Annotated in this window: 18 protein-coding genes; 8 read left to right on the top strand and 10 right to left on the bottom strand. The window is 63.1% G+C overall.

Features of this window, described 5'->3' with window-relative positions:
• Window positions 1–46 precede the first annotated feature (46 nt).
• Window positions 47–598 (top strand): Lrp/AsnC family transcriptional regulator, encoded by a 552-nt coding sequence (locus QC821_RS09850; RefSeq protein ID WP_309720378.1) that lies wholly within the window; start codon window positions 47–49, stop codon window positions 596–598.
• On the opposite strand, the gene ada is transcribed toward QC821_RS09850, so the two are convergent.
• Window positions 496–1,665 (bottom strand): bifunctional DNA-binding transcriptional regulator/O6-methylguanine-DNA methyltransferase Ada, encoded by a 1,170-nt coding sequence (gene ada, locus QC821_RS09855; protein ID WP_309720380.1) that lies wholly within the window; start codon window positions 1,663–1,665, stop codon window positions 496–498. The genes QC821_RS09850 and ada overlap by 103 nt on opposite strands.
• Window positions 1,666–1,920: 255 nt before the next feature.
• On the opposite strand from ada, the gene QC821_RS09860 reads away from it, so the two are divergent.
• The 3 genes from QC821_RS09860 (at window position 1,921) to QC821_RS09870 (ending at window position 3,489) form a co-directional block, all read left to right on the top strand.
• Window positions 1,921–2,271: an antibiotic biosynthesis monooxygenase family protein gene (locus QC821_RS09860; protein ID WP_309720383.1), complete on the top strand. Its 351-nt coding sequence runs from the start codon at window positions 1,921–1,923 to the stop codon at window positions 2,269–2,271.
• Between the two features lie 102 nt (window positions 2,272–2,373).
• The gene (locus QC821_RS09865) at window positions 2,374–2,949 is read left to right on the top strand and encodes a histidine phosphatase family protein (protein ID WP_309720386.1); all 576 of its coding nucleotides are present in this window, start codon (window positions 2,374–2,376) and stop codon (window positions 2,947–2,949) included.
• 102 nt (window positions 2,950–3,051) lie between these two features.
• Window positions 3,052–3,489, top strand: coding sequence for a VOC family protein (locus QC821_RS09870; protein WP_309720389.1), 438 nt, complete (start codon window positions 3,052–3,054; stop codon window positions 3,487–3,489).
• A gap of 50 nt (window positions 3,490–3,539) precedes the next feature.
• Here the strand turns inward: QC821_RS09870 and gcvA are convergent, their stop codons facing one another.
• Window positions 3,540–4,460: a transcriptional regulator GcvA gene (gene gcvA, locus QC821_RS09875; RefSeq protein WP_309720391.1), complete on the bottom strand. Its 921-nt coding sequence runs from the start codon at window positions 4,458–4,460 to the stop codon at window positions 3,540–3,542.
• Between the two features lie 138 nt (window positions 4,461–4,598).
• Between gcvA and QC821_RS09880 the strand changes: the two genes are divergently transcribed.
• Window positions 4,599–5,318: an FMN-dependent NADH-azoreductase gene (locus QC821_RS09880; RefSeq protein ID WP_309720394.1), complete on the top strand. Its 720-nt coding sequence runs from the start codon at window positions 4,599–4,601 to the stop codon at window positions 5,316–5,318.
• 127 nt (window positions 5,319–5,445) lie between these two features.
• The gene (locus QC821_RS09885) at window positions 5,446–5,892 is read left to right on the top strand and encodes a GNAT family N-acetyltransferase (protein ID WP_309720397.1); all 447 of its coding nucleotides are present in this window, start codon (window positions 5,446–5,448) and stop codon (window positions 5,890–5,892) included.
• 18 nt (window positions 5,893–5,910) lie between these two features.
• On the opposite strand, the gene QC821_RS09890 is transcribed toward QC821_RS09885, so the two are convergent.
• The 4 genes from QC821_RS09890 to QC821_RS09905 are packed head-to-tail and all read right to left on the bottom strand — an operon-like array spanning window position 5,911 to window position 9,065.
• Complete coding sequence (locus tag QC821_RS09890; protein ID WP_309720399.1) at window positions 5,911–6,681, bottom strand: phosphodiesterase; 771 nt, start codon at window positions 6,679–6,681, stop codon at window positions 5,911–5,913.
• Window positions 6,682–6,686: 5 nt separating this feature from the next.
• Complete coding sequence (gene arsH, locus QC821_RS09895; RefSeq protein ID WP_309720402.1) at window positions 6,687–7,436, bottom strand: arsenical resistance protein ArsH; 750 nt, start codon at window positions 7,434–7,436, stop codon at window positions 6,687–6,689.
• A complete protein-coding gene (locus QC821_RS09900; RefSeq protein ID WP_309720405.1) occupies window positions 7,433–8,596 on the bottom strand; it encodes an MFS transporter in 1,164 nt (387 codons plus the stop codon). Before QC821_RS09900 ends, arsH begins: the two co-directional genes overlap by 4 nt.
• A 49-nt stretch (window positions 8,597–8,645) precedes the next feature.
• Window positions 8,646–9,065, bottom strand: a complete 420-nt coding sequence (locus QC821_RS09905; RefSeq protein WP_309720408.1) for a PadR family transcriptional regulator — start codon at window positions 9,063–9,065, stop codon at window positions 8,646–8,648.
• Window positions 9,066–9,190: 125 nt separating this feature from the next.
• Between QC821_RS09905 and QC821_RS09910 the strand changes: the two genes are divergently transcribed.
• Complete coding sequence (locus QC821_RS09910; protein ID WP_309720411.1) at window positions 9,191–9,922, top strand: DUF899 domain-containing protein; 732 nt, start codon at window positions 9,191–9,193, stop codon at window positions 9,920–9,922.
• Between the two features lie 18 nt (window positions 9,923–9,940).
• Here QC821_RS09910 and QC821_RS09915 read toward each other — a convergent pair whose 3' ends face one another.
• On the bottom strand, window positions 9,941–10,747 hold the full coding sequence (locus tag QC821_RS09915; RefSeq protein WP_309720414.1) for a helix-turn-helix domain-containing protein: 807 nt from the start codon (window positions 10,745–10,747) through the stop codon (window positions 9,941–9,943).
• Window positions 10,748–10,846: 99 nt separating this feature from the next.
• Here QC821_RS09915 and QC821_RS09920 point away from each other — a divergent pair, with 99 nt between their 5' ends.
• Window positions 10,847–11,305: a carboxymuconolactone decarboxylase family protein gene (locus tag QC821_RS09920; RefSeq protein WP_076748592.1), complete on the top strand. Its 459-nt coding sequence runs from the start codon at window positions 10,847–10,849 to the stop codon at window positions 11,303–11,305.
• Between the two features lie 15 nt (window positions 11,306–11,320).
• Here QC821_RS09920 and QC821_RS09925 read toward each other — a convergent pair whose 3' ends face one another.
• From QC821_RS09925 to thpD, 3 genes are all read right to left on the bottom strand, one after another.
• Complete coding sequence (locus QC821_RS09925; RefSeq protein ID WP_309720419.1) at window positions 11,321–12,178, bottom strand: PhzF family phenazine biosynthesis protein; 858 nt, start codon at window positions 12,176–12,178, stop codon at window positions 11,321–11,323.
• An 81-nt stretch (window positions 12,179–12,259) separates the two neighbouring features.
• A complete protein-coding gene (locus QC821_RS09930) occupies window positions 12,260–13,159 on the bottom strand; it encodes an arylamine N-acetyltransferase family protein (RefSeq protein WP_309720422.1) in 900 nt (299 codons plus the stop codon).
• Between the two features lie 262 nt (window positions 13,160–13,421).
• Window positions 13,422–14,336, bottom strand: coding sequence for an ectoine hydroxylase (gene thpD / locus QC821_RS09935; protein ID WP_309720425.1), 915 nt, complete (start codon window positions 14,334–14,336; stop codon window positions 13,422–13,424).
• Between the last annotated feature and the right edge of the window lie 168 nt (window positions 14,337–14,504).

The following is a 14,504-nucleotide window of genomic DNA, read 5'->3' on the forward strand; positions in this document are numbered from 1 at the left end:
GACATTACTATTGAAGAAAGGAATCCCATTCGGAGCAATCGCGAAAATGCCGAACTCAGAAAAAACAGAAGCTATTCGGGACAAGGGCCAGGCGGCACGTCCCCTGGACGGCTTCGACCGAACAATATTAGGCGAACTGGCCGTGGATGCCGGGCTCAGCTATGCCGAGCTGGGCAGCCGCGCCGGGCTCTCGGCCCCTGCCGTGCATGAACGAGTCAAACGGCTGCGTGCTTCGGGGCGCATCCGCGGCACCGTAGCGGTGCTGGATGGCCCCTCCACCGGCAAGCCCTTTCTTGCCTTCGTACACGTCGACGCCACCGGCTGGGGCAAGACCAAGGAACTGCTCGCACTCTCGGAGCTGCCCGAAGTCGAGGAGATTCACTCCGTGGCCGGCGATGCCTGCATGCTGCTCAAGGTGCGCTGCGCCAGCAGCCGTGCACTGGAAGGTCTGCTCGCCCGGCTCTATGCCCTGCCGAGTGTTAAAGCCACGCGTAGCTATGTAGTGCTGTCGACCTTCCTCGAGCGCACCCCACAAGCGGGAATCACCGAAGCGCTGGAGGAGGATTTTCCCGAACCGCCCTTACCGGCTTCTCGCTGACGTTCACGCTCGATCAGCGCCCGCTTTCTCTCGACGCCCCAGCGGTAGCCCGAGAGCGCCCCGTCGCTACGCACCACCCGGTGGCAGGGAATGGCCAGCGCAATGGTATTGGAGGCACAGGCCCTGGCCACGGCGCGCACCGATTGGGGCGAGCCGATTCGCTCCGCCAGCTCCTTATAGCTAATGGTGTTCCCTACGGGAATCTCGGTCAGCGCTTGCCAGACCCGCTGTTGGAACGCAGTGCCACGGATATCCAGCGGCAGCGCCAGCCCGAGGCCAGGCGCCTCGACGAAGCCCACCACCCGGGCCACCCAAGCATCGAACGCCTCTCCCCCCGGGACCAGGTTGGCACTCGAGAAACGATCCTGGAATTCCTGTAGCAGTGCCTCAGGATCGTTTCCCAGAGAGATAGCGCAGATGCCCTTGTCGCTCGCGGCGACCAGGATGCTGCCCAAGGAACACTCGCCAAGGGCAAAACGAATCTCCATGCCCTCTCCTCCCGAACGGTAGCGCTGCGGCGTCATGCCGAGCATCTTGTTGGAGCCGGAATAGAAGCGCCCGCTGGAATTGAAGCCTGCGTCATAGATCGCTTCGGTGACCGTTTCCCGCCCCGCCAGTGCCTGGCGAGCACGTTCCGCCCGGCAAGCGACCGCATACGCCTTGGGCGTCAGCCCCGTGGCCGACTTGAAGACGCGATGGAAGTGAAAGCGGCTCAGCCCGGCGGCTTGTGCCATTTCGTCGAGCGAGGGCAGGTCCTCCGATGTTTCGATAAGGCGGCAGGCTCTCGCGACGCTCTGGGCGTGTCGCTGGATCAACGACGCCTGCTCGGGGCGACAGCGCTGGCACGGACGGTAGCCGGCCCGCTCGGCTGCGGCCGCATCGGCATGGAACTCGGCGTTCTCGCGGCGCGGCCGGCGCGATGGACAAGTGGGACGGCAATAGATCCCGGTGGTACGCACGGCATAGACGAAGGCGCCGTCCGCCGCGGCATCGCGCGCCAGTACCGCGGCCCATTTCGCTTCATCGGAATCGAAGATGGCAAGTGGCTCGGTGGTTATCTCCTTCATGGCGGGCCTCCACTGTGAATTCGGCGTTTTCCGTATGTTCAGGATGAGCCCTGGACCCGCCTGGCACACTCCGTCCCTTGCTTTCAAAGTGAACCCATCTCCTTCACAGCATTTCGCAACATTTGCAGCATAGCACCGTCGGACTCGGCAACTGATGGCTTCCTCTTCAGCCGCAGCATCTACTTCATGTGGTTCGCGAATCGGAGTTACGATGAGATCGCGAACTGACGTACACAACGACAACACAGGGTTCCCATGATCGCCGTTATCTTCGAAGTCATTCCCAAGTCCGACCGCCGCGACCAATACCTCGACATCGCCGCCAGCCTGCGCCCGCTACTCGATGAGATCGATGGTTTCATCTCCATAGAGCGCTTTGAGAGCCTCACCCAGCCGGGCAAGATCCTCTCGCTCTCCTTCTGGCGCGATGAGGAGGCCATCGCCCAATGGCGCCAGCTCGAACGCCACCGCAGCGCCCAGGCTCAGGGTCGTGAAGTAGTATTCGACGACTATCGCCTGCGCGTGGCCGGGGTATTGCGCGATTACGGCATGCATGAACGCGAACAGGCGCCGGCCGACAGCCGCGAGCGCCACGAACATCCTTGAGCTCCGGCTCAATAGCGCCCAGTAGCTTGTACCTAGCGGGTCGCTTCAATCACCTGATTGATATAGCCTCATTGTCGATTCCAATCCGCTTGGTACCTCCCCATGCTCAGCCTGCGCCATCTCACTTTTGCCCTGCTAATCAGCGTGTTGGGCGTGATGCCCGCTAGCACTCAGGCTAACGAGGCAACCTGGCAGGCGCTGCAGGAGGGCGGCCTGGTGATTCTGATGCGCCATTCGCTGGCGCCGGGTGTCGGTGATCCTCCTGGGTTCGAGCGTGGCCGCTGTGACACGCAGCGCAACCTTTCCGCCAACGGGCGTGCCCAGGCCGAGGCGGCTGGCCGGGCGTTACGCCAGCGAGAGATCCCCATTGCGGCGGTGTTCTCGTCGCAGTGGTGCCGGGCCTTGGATACTGCCGAGCTAATGGATGTCGGTGAGGTCGCAGCGGCGCCGTGGCTTGACTCCTTTTTCCGTGAACGTAGCGAACAAGCAGAGCGCACCGAGAGCGCCCGCGAGCGCATTCTAAGCTGGCAAGGCCCCGGGAACCTGCTGCTGATAGCACATCAGGTGAACATCTCGGCGCTGGTTGGCGGCGGTGTGGGATCTGGCGAAATGATCGTAGTGCGCCCAGATGGCGACGATATGCAGCGGGTGGGACGGCTAAGCATTCGCGCTGATTAAGCAAGTGCCAACGATTTCCTGTAATGAAGTAGGTGTCGAAATTCGCCAGGCTGGATCGACCCAAGGAGGTAACACCCACAACTACCTGCCTGGAGGCCCATCATGCAGCTTTCCACCTACCTGATCTTCGACGGCAACTGCCGCGAAGCCTTCGAGTTCTACCAGCGCTGCTTCGACGCCAAGCTCGAGGCCGTATCCACCTACGCGGAGATGCCCGCCAGCGAGGGCATGGACGTTCCCGTGGAAGCCAGCAACCTGGTCATGCACGCCCGACTGCGCATCGGTGACCAGCTGTTGATGGCCTCGGATAATGCCCCCTTCTGCCCGGCGCCCTACGAAGGTATCAAGGGCGCGAGCATTGCGATTGGCGTCGACTCGGTAGAGGCGGCCGAACGGCTCTTCAACGCGCTGGCCGACAACGGCACCGTGCAGATGCCGCTCGAGGAGACCTTCTGGGCACATCGCTTCGGCATGCTAACGGACCGATTCGGTGTCGCCTGGATGATCAACTACGACAAGGAGGAGCAGGCCGCCGCCTAGCGCAGTACCACTTTCCCCCTGAGCCGCTCGGAGAGCAGGCACAGCTGACGTTATGAATGGCGCTCGACCCATGAGCGGCAAGCCCTCTCTCTGGCCTGGGGGTCCAGTAATCCAACGATCCACTCGCGCACGGCAGCGATGGCCGGCTCCTCGAGCCGCTCCGGGGGATAGACGAGATGAAAGGGCGAGACCGTGATCTCGGGGCCGAATGGCTGCACCAGACGTCCACTCCGCAGCTCCTCCGCGATCAGGTGCCGGCTCATCAGGGCTATGCCTTGGCCATCTAGCGCGGCGGAAATGCCGTGGGTTTCGTCGGAGAACATCAGCCCGGCGCTGACGTCGAGCCCCGGGACCTGGACCTGGCGCTGCCAGGCCGCCCAGTCCAATGGCGCGGGGGAAGAGAAGTGAAGCAGCGTATGGCGCACCAGTTCGGAGGGCTCGCGCAGATTCAGCGCCGGGCTGCAGGCGGGGATAAAGACATTGTCGAACAGCTTCTCTGCCGCCAGCCCAGGCCAGTGGCCCTCACCATAGCGGATCGCCATATCGGCGACGATGCCGTCCAGATCGACCGCTTGATGGGAAACCTGAATGCTCAGGTCAATCTGCGGGTGGGCGTCGCGCAGCAGGCACACCCAAGGCAGTAACCAGCGCGCGGCCACGGCCGGCGTGGTCGAGAGCGTTACCGCCTGGCGCGCCGGCGGCCGGCGCAGCTTGGTCACCGTTTCGGCGATGGCGTCGAAGGAGTCGCTCAGCACCCCAAGCAGCGCCTGGCCCTGGGCCGTCAGTATCAACTGCCGCGGCCTACGCACGAACAATGCCACCCCTAGATTCTCCTCGAGCTGGCGGATCTGATGGCTGATCGCCGTCGGCGTCACCGAAAGCTCCTCGGCCGCTCGCTTGGCGCTGAGATGTCGCGCCGCCGCCTCGAAGGCGCGCAGGGCAGAGAGCGGAGGGAGTCGTCGCGGCATCATGGCTGAATTTTATTTTCCGTTATCGAAAAAGAATCGTCGTTTGTCGACTCATAAAGCTTCTGGCCTGATGGCATTAGCCGTCAAGAGACGGCTGAAAGAAATTCACCTGGGAAATGCTATCAGATAAAGGAGCCACCCATGACACGCTTACTTCACCTCGATGCCAGTCCACGTCCCGGTCGCGCCGGTAGCCATGATCACGGCTCACACACTCGACGCCTGACCCACCACTTCGTTTCGCGCTGGCGTGCCCTGGAGCCAGACGCCGAGATCGTCTATCGCGATATCGGCGCTACCCCACCCCAGTTGACCAGCGTCGAATGGATCGAAGCCGAATTCACGCCCGCCGAACAAAAAACGGAATCGATGCGAGCAGTGCTTGCCGAGAGCAATGCCCTGGTCGATGAGGTCGTAGGGGCCGACATCCTGGTACTCGGCGTGCCGATGTATAACTTCGGACCAACGGCTGCGTTCAAGGCCTGGATCGATAATATCGTTCGCATTGGCCGCACGGTCGACTTTGACCTTCAATACGGTGCACATCCCTACGTTCCGCTGGAGCATTATGTGCCGCTGTTGGCCGACCGCCCCCGCCACGCAGTGCTGCTCTCCTCACGCGGCGGCTTCGGCTTCGATCAACAGGGCCCTCTGGCCGCCTTCAATCATATGGAACCGAGCGCGCGCACCGCCCTGCAGTTCATCGGCATCGGCGGCTTCCACGACATCGCCATCGAGCACCAGGAAGTAGGTGGCGAGGCACTGGCGACCTCGACCGAAAGCGCCCTGGCGCGTGTCGACAGGCTAGTCGAGCACCTGCATGCCGAAATGACCACAACAGGTGTGCCGCAGACGGCCTGATGACGGCCCTTCGAGGAGGCTGAACACCGGGGCGCATGACGTCCCGGCCTCCTCACTGTAGCCTCGACAGGTAACGCTTGGTCGAAAGCGCACTGAGCGCTCCCAATGAATACGCCTCAGGAACACCATGCTCATAAAACCCGTACCCAATACCGAAGCACCTCTCGATCTCCTGCTGGAAGCAGACCCGTCGGCAGACAACATTAGACGCTACCTCAATCGCTCAACCTGCTGTATCGCGACAGTAGGCGAGGAAACCGTCGGCACCTATGTCATCCAGCCCACTGGCGACGGCGTTTATGAGCTGATGAACATCGCCGTCGCCCCGGCGCATCGAGGAAAAGGTATTGGCACGAAGCTGCTGGAGCACGCCGTAAACATGGCCCGTGAGCTGGGCGTGCGTCGCCTGGAGCTGGGCACCGGCACCTTCGGCTACCAGCTCACCTTCTATCAGCGCGCGGGATTTCGGGTCGTCGCCGTGGAGAGGGATCATTTCCTTACCTACTACGACGAACCAATCTTTGAGAACGGCATTCAGCACAAGGACAGGCTGCGGCTGGCCCTCGAGTATTGAGCCTGGAAGCTGCCTGCATCAGCGATCGATGGAAATATCCACATAGTTCACAATTACCCTTTCATCGTCGAACAGCAAAACTCCATATCCAGGGTCTTCATCACAACGTATCAGGCGACTGGCCTGCATATCGAAAGCAAACTGCGTATTGGTACTCTTCAGCGTCGCAAAGGGGTGGCCGCTCCATCGGCCCGATACGTTCCGGTGTACATGCCCGCAGAAGAGGTGCGTCGGGGCACGTCGTAATTGCAGCAAATCGCTCAGTCCTTCGCTCTCCAACAGCCTGAGCCTGTCGAGTGCGGGCACGCCGATTTCCATCGGCGGGTGGTGCAGGAAGATCAACACCGAACGAGCCGACGCCGCCACGAGCTGCTCTGCCAGCCAATCGAGCCGATAGGGGCAGAGTTCGCCATGGTGCCCCTCGCTTGCCAGGGTATCGAGATAGATCAGGCGCGTCTCACCGATATCGTCGCTTCCCTGAACAAAACCTCCGGCCATGGGAATATCGGGAAATGCCCCATGCAGCGCGGCGCGATCATCATGATTCCCCACCAGCAGCCGGTAAGGCATGGGTAGCCGTTCCAACTCCTCGCGTAGCAATCCATAGGCGCCTGGATTGCTTAGTTGAACGAGATCGCCGGTGAGCACGATCAGCTCCGCATCCGCGTGCTCGCGGCGTATTTCGTCGAGGCAGAGCCTGAATCGCTGCCAGGCCTCGGTAGGGGGCTGGGACGTTGTCTCGTCGAGCTCGATGAGGTGTGGGTCGGTCAGCCAGAGTACCTTGTGCATCGGCTCTACTCCGTCGTTTGCACAACCACTGCTTTGTCGGTCACTGGATCGGCCTTGGCGCCGGCCGCTTCACGGCGCTCCGAGTAGCGATCCACCAGCGTCTCACTATGGGGTCGCATCAGCAGGGTAAAACGCACCAGCTCCTCCATCACATCGACGATACGGTCGTAGAGCGGCGAGGGCCGCATGCGCCCGGCCTCGTCGAATTCCTGGTAGGCCTTGGGCACGCTGGACTGGTTGGGGATGGTGAACATGCGCATCCAGCGCCCCAGCAAGCGCAGGGTATTCACCGCGTTGAACGACTGCGAGCCGCCGCTGACCTGCATGACCGCCAGGGTACGCCCCTGGGTGGGGCGTACCGCCCCCATGCTCAGCGGCAGGTGGTCGATCTGCGTCTTCATCACGCCGGTGATCTGCCCGTGGCGCTCGGGGCTACACCACACCTGCCCTTCCGACCAGATGGCAAGCTCGCGAAGTTCGCGCACGGCAGGGTGATCATCGCCGGCCACCTGGTCCGGCAGCGGCAGGTCGGAAGGGTCGAAGATACGCGTCTCGGCGCCGAAGTGGCGCAGCAGCCGCGCCGCCTCCTCCACCGCTAGGCGCGAGAAGGAGCGCTCGCGTAGCGAACCGTAGAGCAGCAGGATGCGCGGCGGATGCCCCAGCGGATCGGGCAGGCCCTGGCCGGGCCGCTGGAGAGCAAAGCGCTCATCGAGTGCCGGGAGATGGTCGGGGTCGGACAGTGTGCGAAGCCTCATGTCGCCTCCTTCATGGCGTGGGTTTGCAGAACGAGCAGTGCCACCAGGGCGGCGAGCCCCAGGGCGGAGGAGAACAACAGCGCCTGGGTGCCGAAGCGCTCGATCAGCAGGGCGAATGTCAGCGGCGCCAGCGCCTGGCCGAAGCGTGCCGGCACCATCAGCACGCCCTGACGCAGGCCATAGCCGTGGGGGCCGAAGATGGCCAGCGGCAGCGTGCCCTTGGCGATGGTGAGAATGCCGTTGCCGGCGCCGTGCAGCAGCACGAACAGCGTGGCCAAGGGCGCCCCCAGCGTCATCACGCCGAGCGCTCCTATGGGGTGGGCGATCACCGCCAGCTTGGCCGAGAGCAGCGGATGGAAACGCTGCAGTAGCGAGAACTCGAGCAGACGCGCCGCCACCTGCGCCGGCCCCACCAGCGCCGCGGCGGCAATGGCACCAGCAGGCGACAGGCCTGCGATCTGCAGCAACCATGGCAGGTGCGCCGCCATGCCGGTACTGACGAACCAGGTCACGGCGAAGACGAAGGCCAGCAGCGCCATGGGCAGCCAGGTCGTCTCCCCTTCGGCCGCGGACGCCTCGGTTCGGGGAGCGGGCGGTTGGATGCCGAAGGGAATCAACAGGCGGTTAAGCGGCAGGCCCAGCAGCAGGTGCACCGCCGCCCAGGTGAAGCAGGCGTTCTGCCAGCCGAATTCGGCGTTGAGCCAGCCGGTAATCGGCCAGCATACCGTGCTGGCAAAGCCCGCCAGCAGGGTAATACCGGTAATCGGGCCACGCGCCTCGCGGCCATAGAGCCCGGCCAGGGTCGAGAAAGCCGACTCATAAAGCCCCATGCCCATGCCGACGCCGATCACCAGCCACCCCACCCACAGCATCATGGGCCCGCTAGCCAGCCCCAGCAGCACCAGCCCCAGGGCGAACACCAGGCTGGAAATCGTCAGTACGTCGCGCCCGCCGAAGCGGTCGATGCGCCGCCCCACCGCCGGGCCCAGAATCGCCGAGACCACCAGCGCCGAGGAGAACGCCGCGAATACCGTGCCGGTGGAAAGGCCGAGATCCTGCGCCATGGGCACGGCGAGGATCGCCGGCAGGTAATATGTCGAGCCCCAGGCCAGGGTCTGGGAGACACCCAGGGCAATGACCACACGGGTGCGGCTGTTCACCTTATACCTCGATCAACGAGGTATCGAGGCCTGAAAAAACGCCCTGCGCTCATCCTTCATGCTCCTCCCGCTTCATCGACCCGCTCGCCATGCGGCGGCTCTCGACGATGCAATCGGTGGCTTCCAGCCAGGCATCTACCGCTACCTGGAAGGCCTCCCGGCCCTTTTCCGTCAGCGCGTAGACCTTACGCGAGCGCCCCTGCACCACCTCGGCGGTGGAGCTCAGGTAACCGCCAGCCTCGAACTCGTTGAGCATCGGGTAGACCGTCCCCTCCGAGGGGCTGCAGCAGCCCTTGGTGCTCTTTTCCACCGCCTGCACCACCTCGTAGCCGTGCATCGGCTTGCGGTGCAGCACGCTGAGCACGAAGTACTTCGACAGCGACATCTTGATCGTGCCGTGCCAGTACGAAGGCTCACTGTAGTCGGGAATCTTGCGGCCGGTGGCCGCATGAGGCTTTGTCTTGGTCATAACGGAAATCTATACCTCGATGCTCGAGGCGTCAATATTCTCGCATGTCGTCAAACGCCCTCCTGTCGAATCCGACCCCACCAGGACGACTACCTCGTGCAAAGACAGCAACAGGAGAACTCCTCATGTCAGCGCACGATGCAATATCCCGTCCCGTCGTCTCCCGCGATGAATGGCTCGCCGCCCGCAAAGAGCTACTGACAAGGGAAAAGGAGCTCACCCGCCTGCGCGACGACCTGAACGCCAAGCGCCGCGCCTTGCCATGGGTAAAGGTCGATAAGGAGTATGCCTTCGATACGAACGAAGGCCGCAAGACGCTCGGCGAGCTGTTCGATGGGCGCAGCCAGTTGATCGTCCACCATTTCATGTTCGGCCCCGGCTGGGGGGCGGGATGTATCGGCTGCTCCTTCACGGCCGACCACATCGAAGGTACACGGGTGCATCTCGAGCATCATGACGTGAGCCTGGTTCGGGTCTCCCGCGCCCCGCTCGACGAGATCGAGGCTTACCGGCGGCGCATGGGCTGGCAGGTGACGTGGGTCTCCTCGCACGGCAGCGACTTCAACTACGACTACCAGGTCTCGTTCACTCCCGAAGCGATCGCCCAGGGAACGGTCACCTACAACTACGCCACGGCTAACGTCTCGATCGAGGACCTGTCCGGCCTCAGCGTGTTCTATCGAAACGCCGATGGGGAAATCTTCCATACCTACTCGACCTACGGGCGCGGCGACGAACTCGTCGACAGCACCTACATGCTGCTCGACATGACGCCCCACGGCCGCAACGAGACGGGGCCTCACCGCAACCTGATGGACTGGGTGAAGCGCCACGACGAGTACGAATCACCGGGATAAGCTGCCCCACCGCCCATCTTACTGCTGAGGTTCGCGACCATACCGCCGCCGCACATAATCAAGATAGCCACCCGGGGTGAAGCCGGTCACGGACTTGAAGTCGTGGATGAAGTGCGACTGGTCGAAATAGCCGGCGGTGAAGGCAGTAGCGGTCAAGGAAGTGGCACTCCCGCCCAGCTTGATCAGCTCGCGGCTATGGGCGACGCGCAGCAGCCGAGCGTAGCGCTTGGGCGAGAGCCCCACGTGGCGCTGGAACAGCCGCTCCAGACGGCGCTGCCCAAACGGCAATTCCTCCACTAGCGCAGCGATGCTGACCGGGCCTTGGTGTTGCTGCAACCAGCCAAGCGAGAACACCAGCCCCGGCGGCACCGGCGCTGCGTTACGCAGCCTGCCCAGCAGATATCCCTCCAGCAGTGCCAGGCGCCCGGCCAGGTCAGAGACCTGCCACAGCCGCTCATGTAGCGTTTCGAGTGCGAGTCGGCGCAGCGCATCACCCGGCGTCAGTTCCCCGCCAGCCAGGGCCGACAGCGCCTCGCCAACGAAGGGAAACGCCATGCCCGGCAGGAAGCGTACACCGAGCAGGTCCAGCGTTTCCCCCACCGCCAGCCGCGCCGTGCGCCGCTTGGGGCCATCGACCCAACAAGCGCCACCCACTCGCTCACCGTCGCGCTCGAGCATGCCACCGAAGTTGAACAGCAGGCCGGCGGCACCATCCGGATGTAGCAGCTCCACCCCCGCCGCTTCGCTACTCGCTTGCCCCCTGGCCTGCCAGAAACACTGCACGTAGGGACGCAGTGCCGCGCAAGGCTGGAACCGACGAAGCATCAGGCCTGCAGCAGAGCGACCAGCAGGTCGAAAACCTACAATGCCACCGCTGTCTGTCTGGCTAGAGTGGGACCCTACTTTCACTCAGGAGACCTCCCAATGCGCATGAACTACTTCTCGGCCAGCCCCGAAGGCCTCAAGGCGATGCTCGGCCTACAGCAGCATGTCGCCAGCTCGGCAAAACAGGAAGCGCTGGGTGACGGCCTGATGGAGCTGGTCTATACCCGCGTTTCACAGCTCAACGGCTGCGCCTACTGCATCGACATGCACACCAAGGACGCGCGCAAGGCCGGTGAAACCGAGCAGCGGCTCTACGCCCTCAGCGCCTGGCGCGAAACGCCCTTTTACACCGAACGCGAGCGCGCCGCTCTCGCCTGGGCCGAGGCCAATACCCTGATTGCCGGCAACGGCATCGACGAGGCCTTGTACGAAGCCACCCGCGAGCACTTCTCCGCGAAGAGCCTGACCGATCTAACCCTGGCGGTCTGCACCATCAATGCCTGGAACCGTCTGGCAATCAGCTTTGCCGCCGAGGCCGGCAGCTACCAGCCCACGTGACTATTGCGTCGCGCCTTACCCTGCGGCACCGGCCCAATGCTCCAGGCTCACCGCCTGGCCGGTGACGACGATGCCGCCAGTAAGCGGGACATCCACCTGCAGGCGGCTGGGCCGGCCCATGGCCTCGCCCTGCCGGATCGTCAGCTGGGCAGGCGCCTGTAGCAGGCCGGCATCGCGCAGGTAACCACCCAGCGCCGCGGCGGCCGCACCGGTGGCAGGGTCTTCCACCACACCGCCCACCGGGAACGGATCACGGGCGTGGAAGTGCCCTTCGCTCTCGCGCCATACCAGCTGCAGCGTGGTCAGCCCTTCACGCAGCATCAGCGCCTTGAGACGCTCGAAATCGTACTCGAGCCGTTCGAGGCGCTGCTGCGTCTTGCATGCCAGCACCAGGTGCCAGGCCCCGGCGTAGGCTCGCGCCGGCGGAATATCGAGATCGAGCTCGTCCCCCTGCCAGCCGAGCAGTTCGCACACCGACTCGACCAATTCAGACTCGGCGGGGCGAAACTCCGGCGTCACCGACACCAGCGAAGCCCGCCACTCCCCTTTCACCTGATTGACCGTGACGCTCACCTGGCCCACAGCCGTATCGAGCAGGTAGCTGCCCGCCCCGCTCAGCTGGCCCATCAGCACACCGCCGGCCACCGTGGCATGGCCGCAGAAGCTAACCTCCGCCTCGGGGCTGTAGTAGCGCACCGTGCGACGCTCACCCTTGGACGGGGCGATAAAGGCGGTTTCGGAATAACCCACCTCTGCAGCGATACGTTGCATCTCGGCCGGCTCGGGCAGCGCCTCACCCAACCACACCCCCGCAGGGTTGCCACCGCTCGGGGTATCAGTGAAGGCTGCAAGGCGATGGAGGGTGCCGCTCATGGGAGTCTCCTCAAGTCTAACGATTGTCCATCATTTATGTTGGCAGCAAAGGATATAATCCTGCATAGCTTGGCTATTACCTCAGGTCCCAAGTTGCTCCTCTTCAGTTGACATCGCGACTAGCGACTCGGCCCGCCTCAGCAGCACCGCCTCCTGTTGCGCTGCAAGCACCAAACCGAAGCGCTCGCGCAGTATCTGCGGCAGCGCCTCGGCATCGAGTCGCTGCAGTTCAGGCGCCTCGCCGGGACGGAAGATCTTCAGCTCCAGATCGGTCAACGCCAGGCGCTCCTCAGCGCCGTTGTGCTGGGCGACGATGCGGCGCACGAAGGGCGAGTCCGGATGATGGGAGACGAGATAGTTCTGCTCTTCAAAGTCGGCACGGTAGTAAGGCTCGTCGCTGAACTGGTAGAGACTGAACCAGCCGCCGTGGCGGTGATGGCGCAGCAGCCAGTACCCCAGCGATGAGCGCTCCAGCCGATACTCCCAGCGGCCGTGGCGCGCCTCGACGCCCTCGTCGAGACGGATCGGCTCGCGCGGCCCAACGTTGCCGACCCCCACATCGACCAGCCACTGATGCCCCGCCACGGTGACGTTAAGGATGGTGTGCCCGAGTGGCGTCACCTTGTCCGCATCGTCGCCCATCAGTATCCGCGCACTGCGCCCTTCGACGACGAAGCCGAGCCGATCAAGCACAGTGGCAAACAGGATATTCTGCTCGTGGCAGTAGCCACCCCGCCGCCGCCTCACCAGCTTGTCCTGCAGGCTCTCCAGATCGAGGCGGATCTTGCCGCCGGTGACGATCTCGAGATTTTCGAAGGGCACCGCCGCGAGATGCGCACGCTGCAGCTCGTGCAGCGTGCTCAACGTCGGGGTTAGTGGTCCGCGATAATCGATGCGCGCCAGGTAGGCGTCGAGGTCAAGCGGCGATGTTTCCCACCGAGCCGAATCGCGAAGAGCGGATCGAGGCAGCGTAGCGGTCATAAGTGAAGACTCCCTATCCCAGCGGCACACCACCGCTGATGGCCTTGCCATGCCGACACATAAGGGCCGGCCCACTCTTCGGAGCCTAATACCTAAAGTTCAGTTGAGATCAATGAAACCGCAGGCTATCGCCGTCATAGCGACTGCCAATGCTGACTTTCATCCTGTATCGCGGACTATCACACCGTCGAGGAGGCAGCGATTGCTTACCTGCCTCCTCAACGAATGAACGTCACTCAGCCAACGCGACCAGGTGCGTCGCCTACGGCTCATCCAGCGGCTCGAGTGGCTGCCAATCGGAGCGTTCGGCCAAAAACTCAGGTCTTGGCCGGTTGCCGCAGTACGGTTCATGGAGCGTGTTCTCGACACTGTTATAGACGAAGAACAGATTGCTCCTCGGCCAACATGACATATTGATATTCGAGCCGTGCAGGGTATTGCACTCGAAAATGATCAGCGACCCGGCAGGCCCTTTGGGTGCTTCGATGTCGTTCTCCAGCATCAGCTCACGCAGGCTGCTGGCGGGCGGCACCCCGACCTCCTGACTCTTGAGCGACTCCTTGTAGTTGTTCTCCGGCGTGCGCCCTACACAGGGCACGAAGTAGCGGTGCGAACCGGGAATCAGCATCAGCGGCCCGTTGAACTCACCGTTATCGGTCAACACGATGGAGCAGCTCAGCGCACGCATGCGGGGCATGCCGTCCTCGCTGTGCCAGGTCTCGAAATCGGAGTGCCAGTCGAAGCCCTTGCCCTTGAAGCCGGGCTTGTAGTTGATCCGTGACTGGTGGATGTAGACATCGCTGCCCAGCAGCTGCTTGACGATTGCCAGCAGGCGAGGGTCACGCGTCAGACGGTTGAAACGCTCGGACACCTGATGGATGCCGAACACGGTGCGAATTTCCTCACGACCGGGTTCGAGAATCGTGCCCTCGGAAAGCTTCAGATCGGCATCGTCTTCGTAGCCCCGCAGCTCGTCGATAAAGGCCTGCATATCGTCCGCATCGAAGAAACCGTCGAACGACAGGAACCCGTCGCGTTCGTACGCTTCGACCTGCGACTTGTCCAACGGGCCGTTGGCGAGCTGTGTTTCATCGCCGTATACCACCGGATCGATGCGCTCGAACATGCCCAGTTTGCGTTCCAGGCGGGTGGGAAAGAGATCTTGCGAGTCTCTCATGGCAAACTCCTCCGTTAGTCTGCATTTAGCCGGTGCGTCACTGCACCCATTCCTAACGTAGCCGCCATCCCGCTCCCCAGCAATGCCCGGCAGCCCACGCCGCGTGCGCTTTACCCAAATACTTGGTCGCTCGCCATGCCATGGGCAATGCATGTCGCACAAGATGGG

This window comes from Franzmannia qiaohouensis (assembly GCF_031451695.1).
Taxonomy (GTDB): Bacteria; Pseudomonadota; Gammaproteobacteria; order Pseudomonadales; family Halomonadaceae; genus Franzmannia; species Franzmannia qiaohouensis.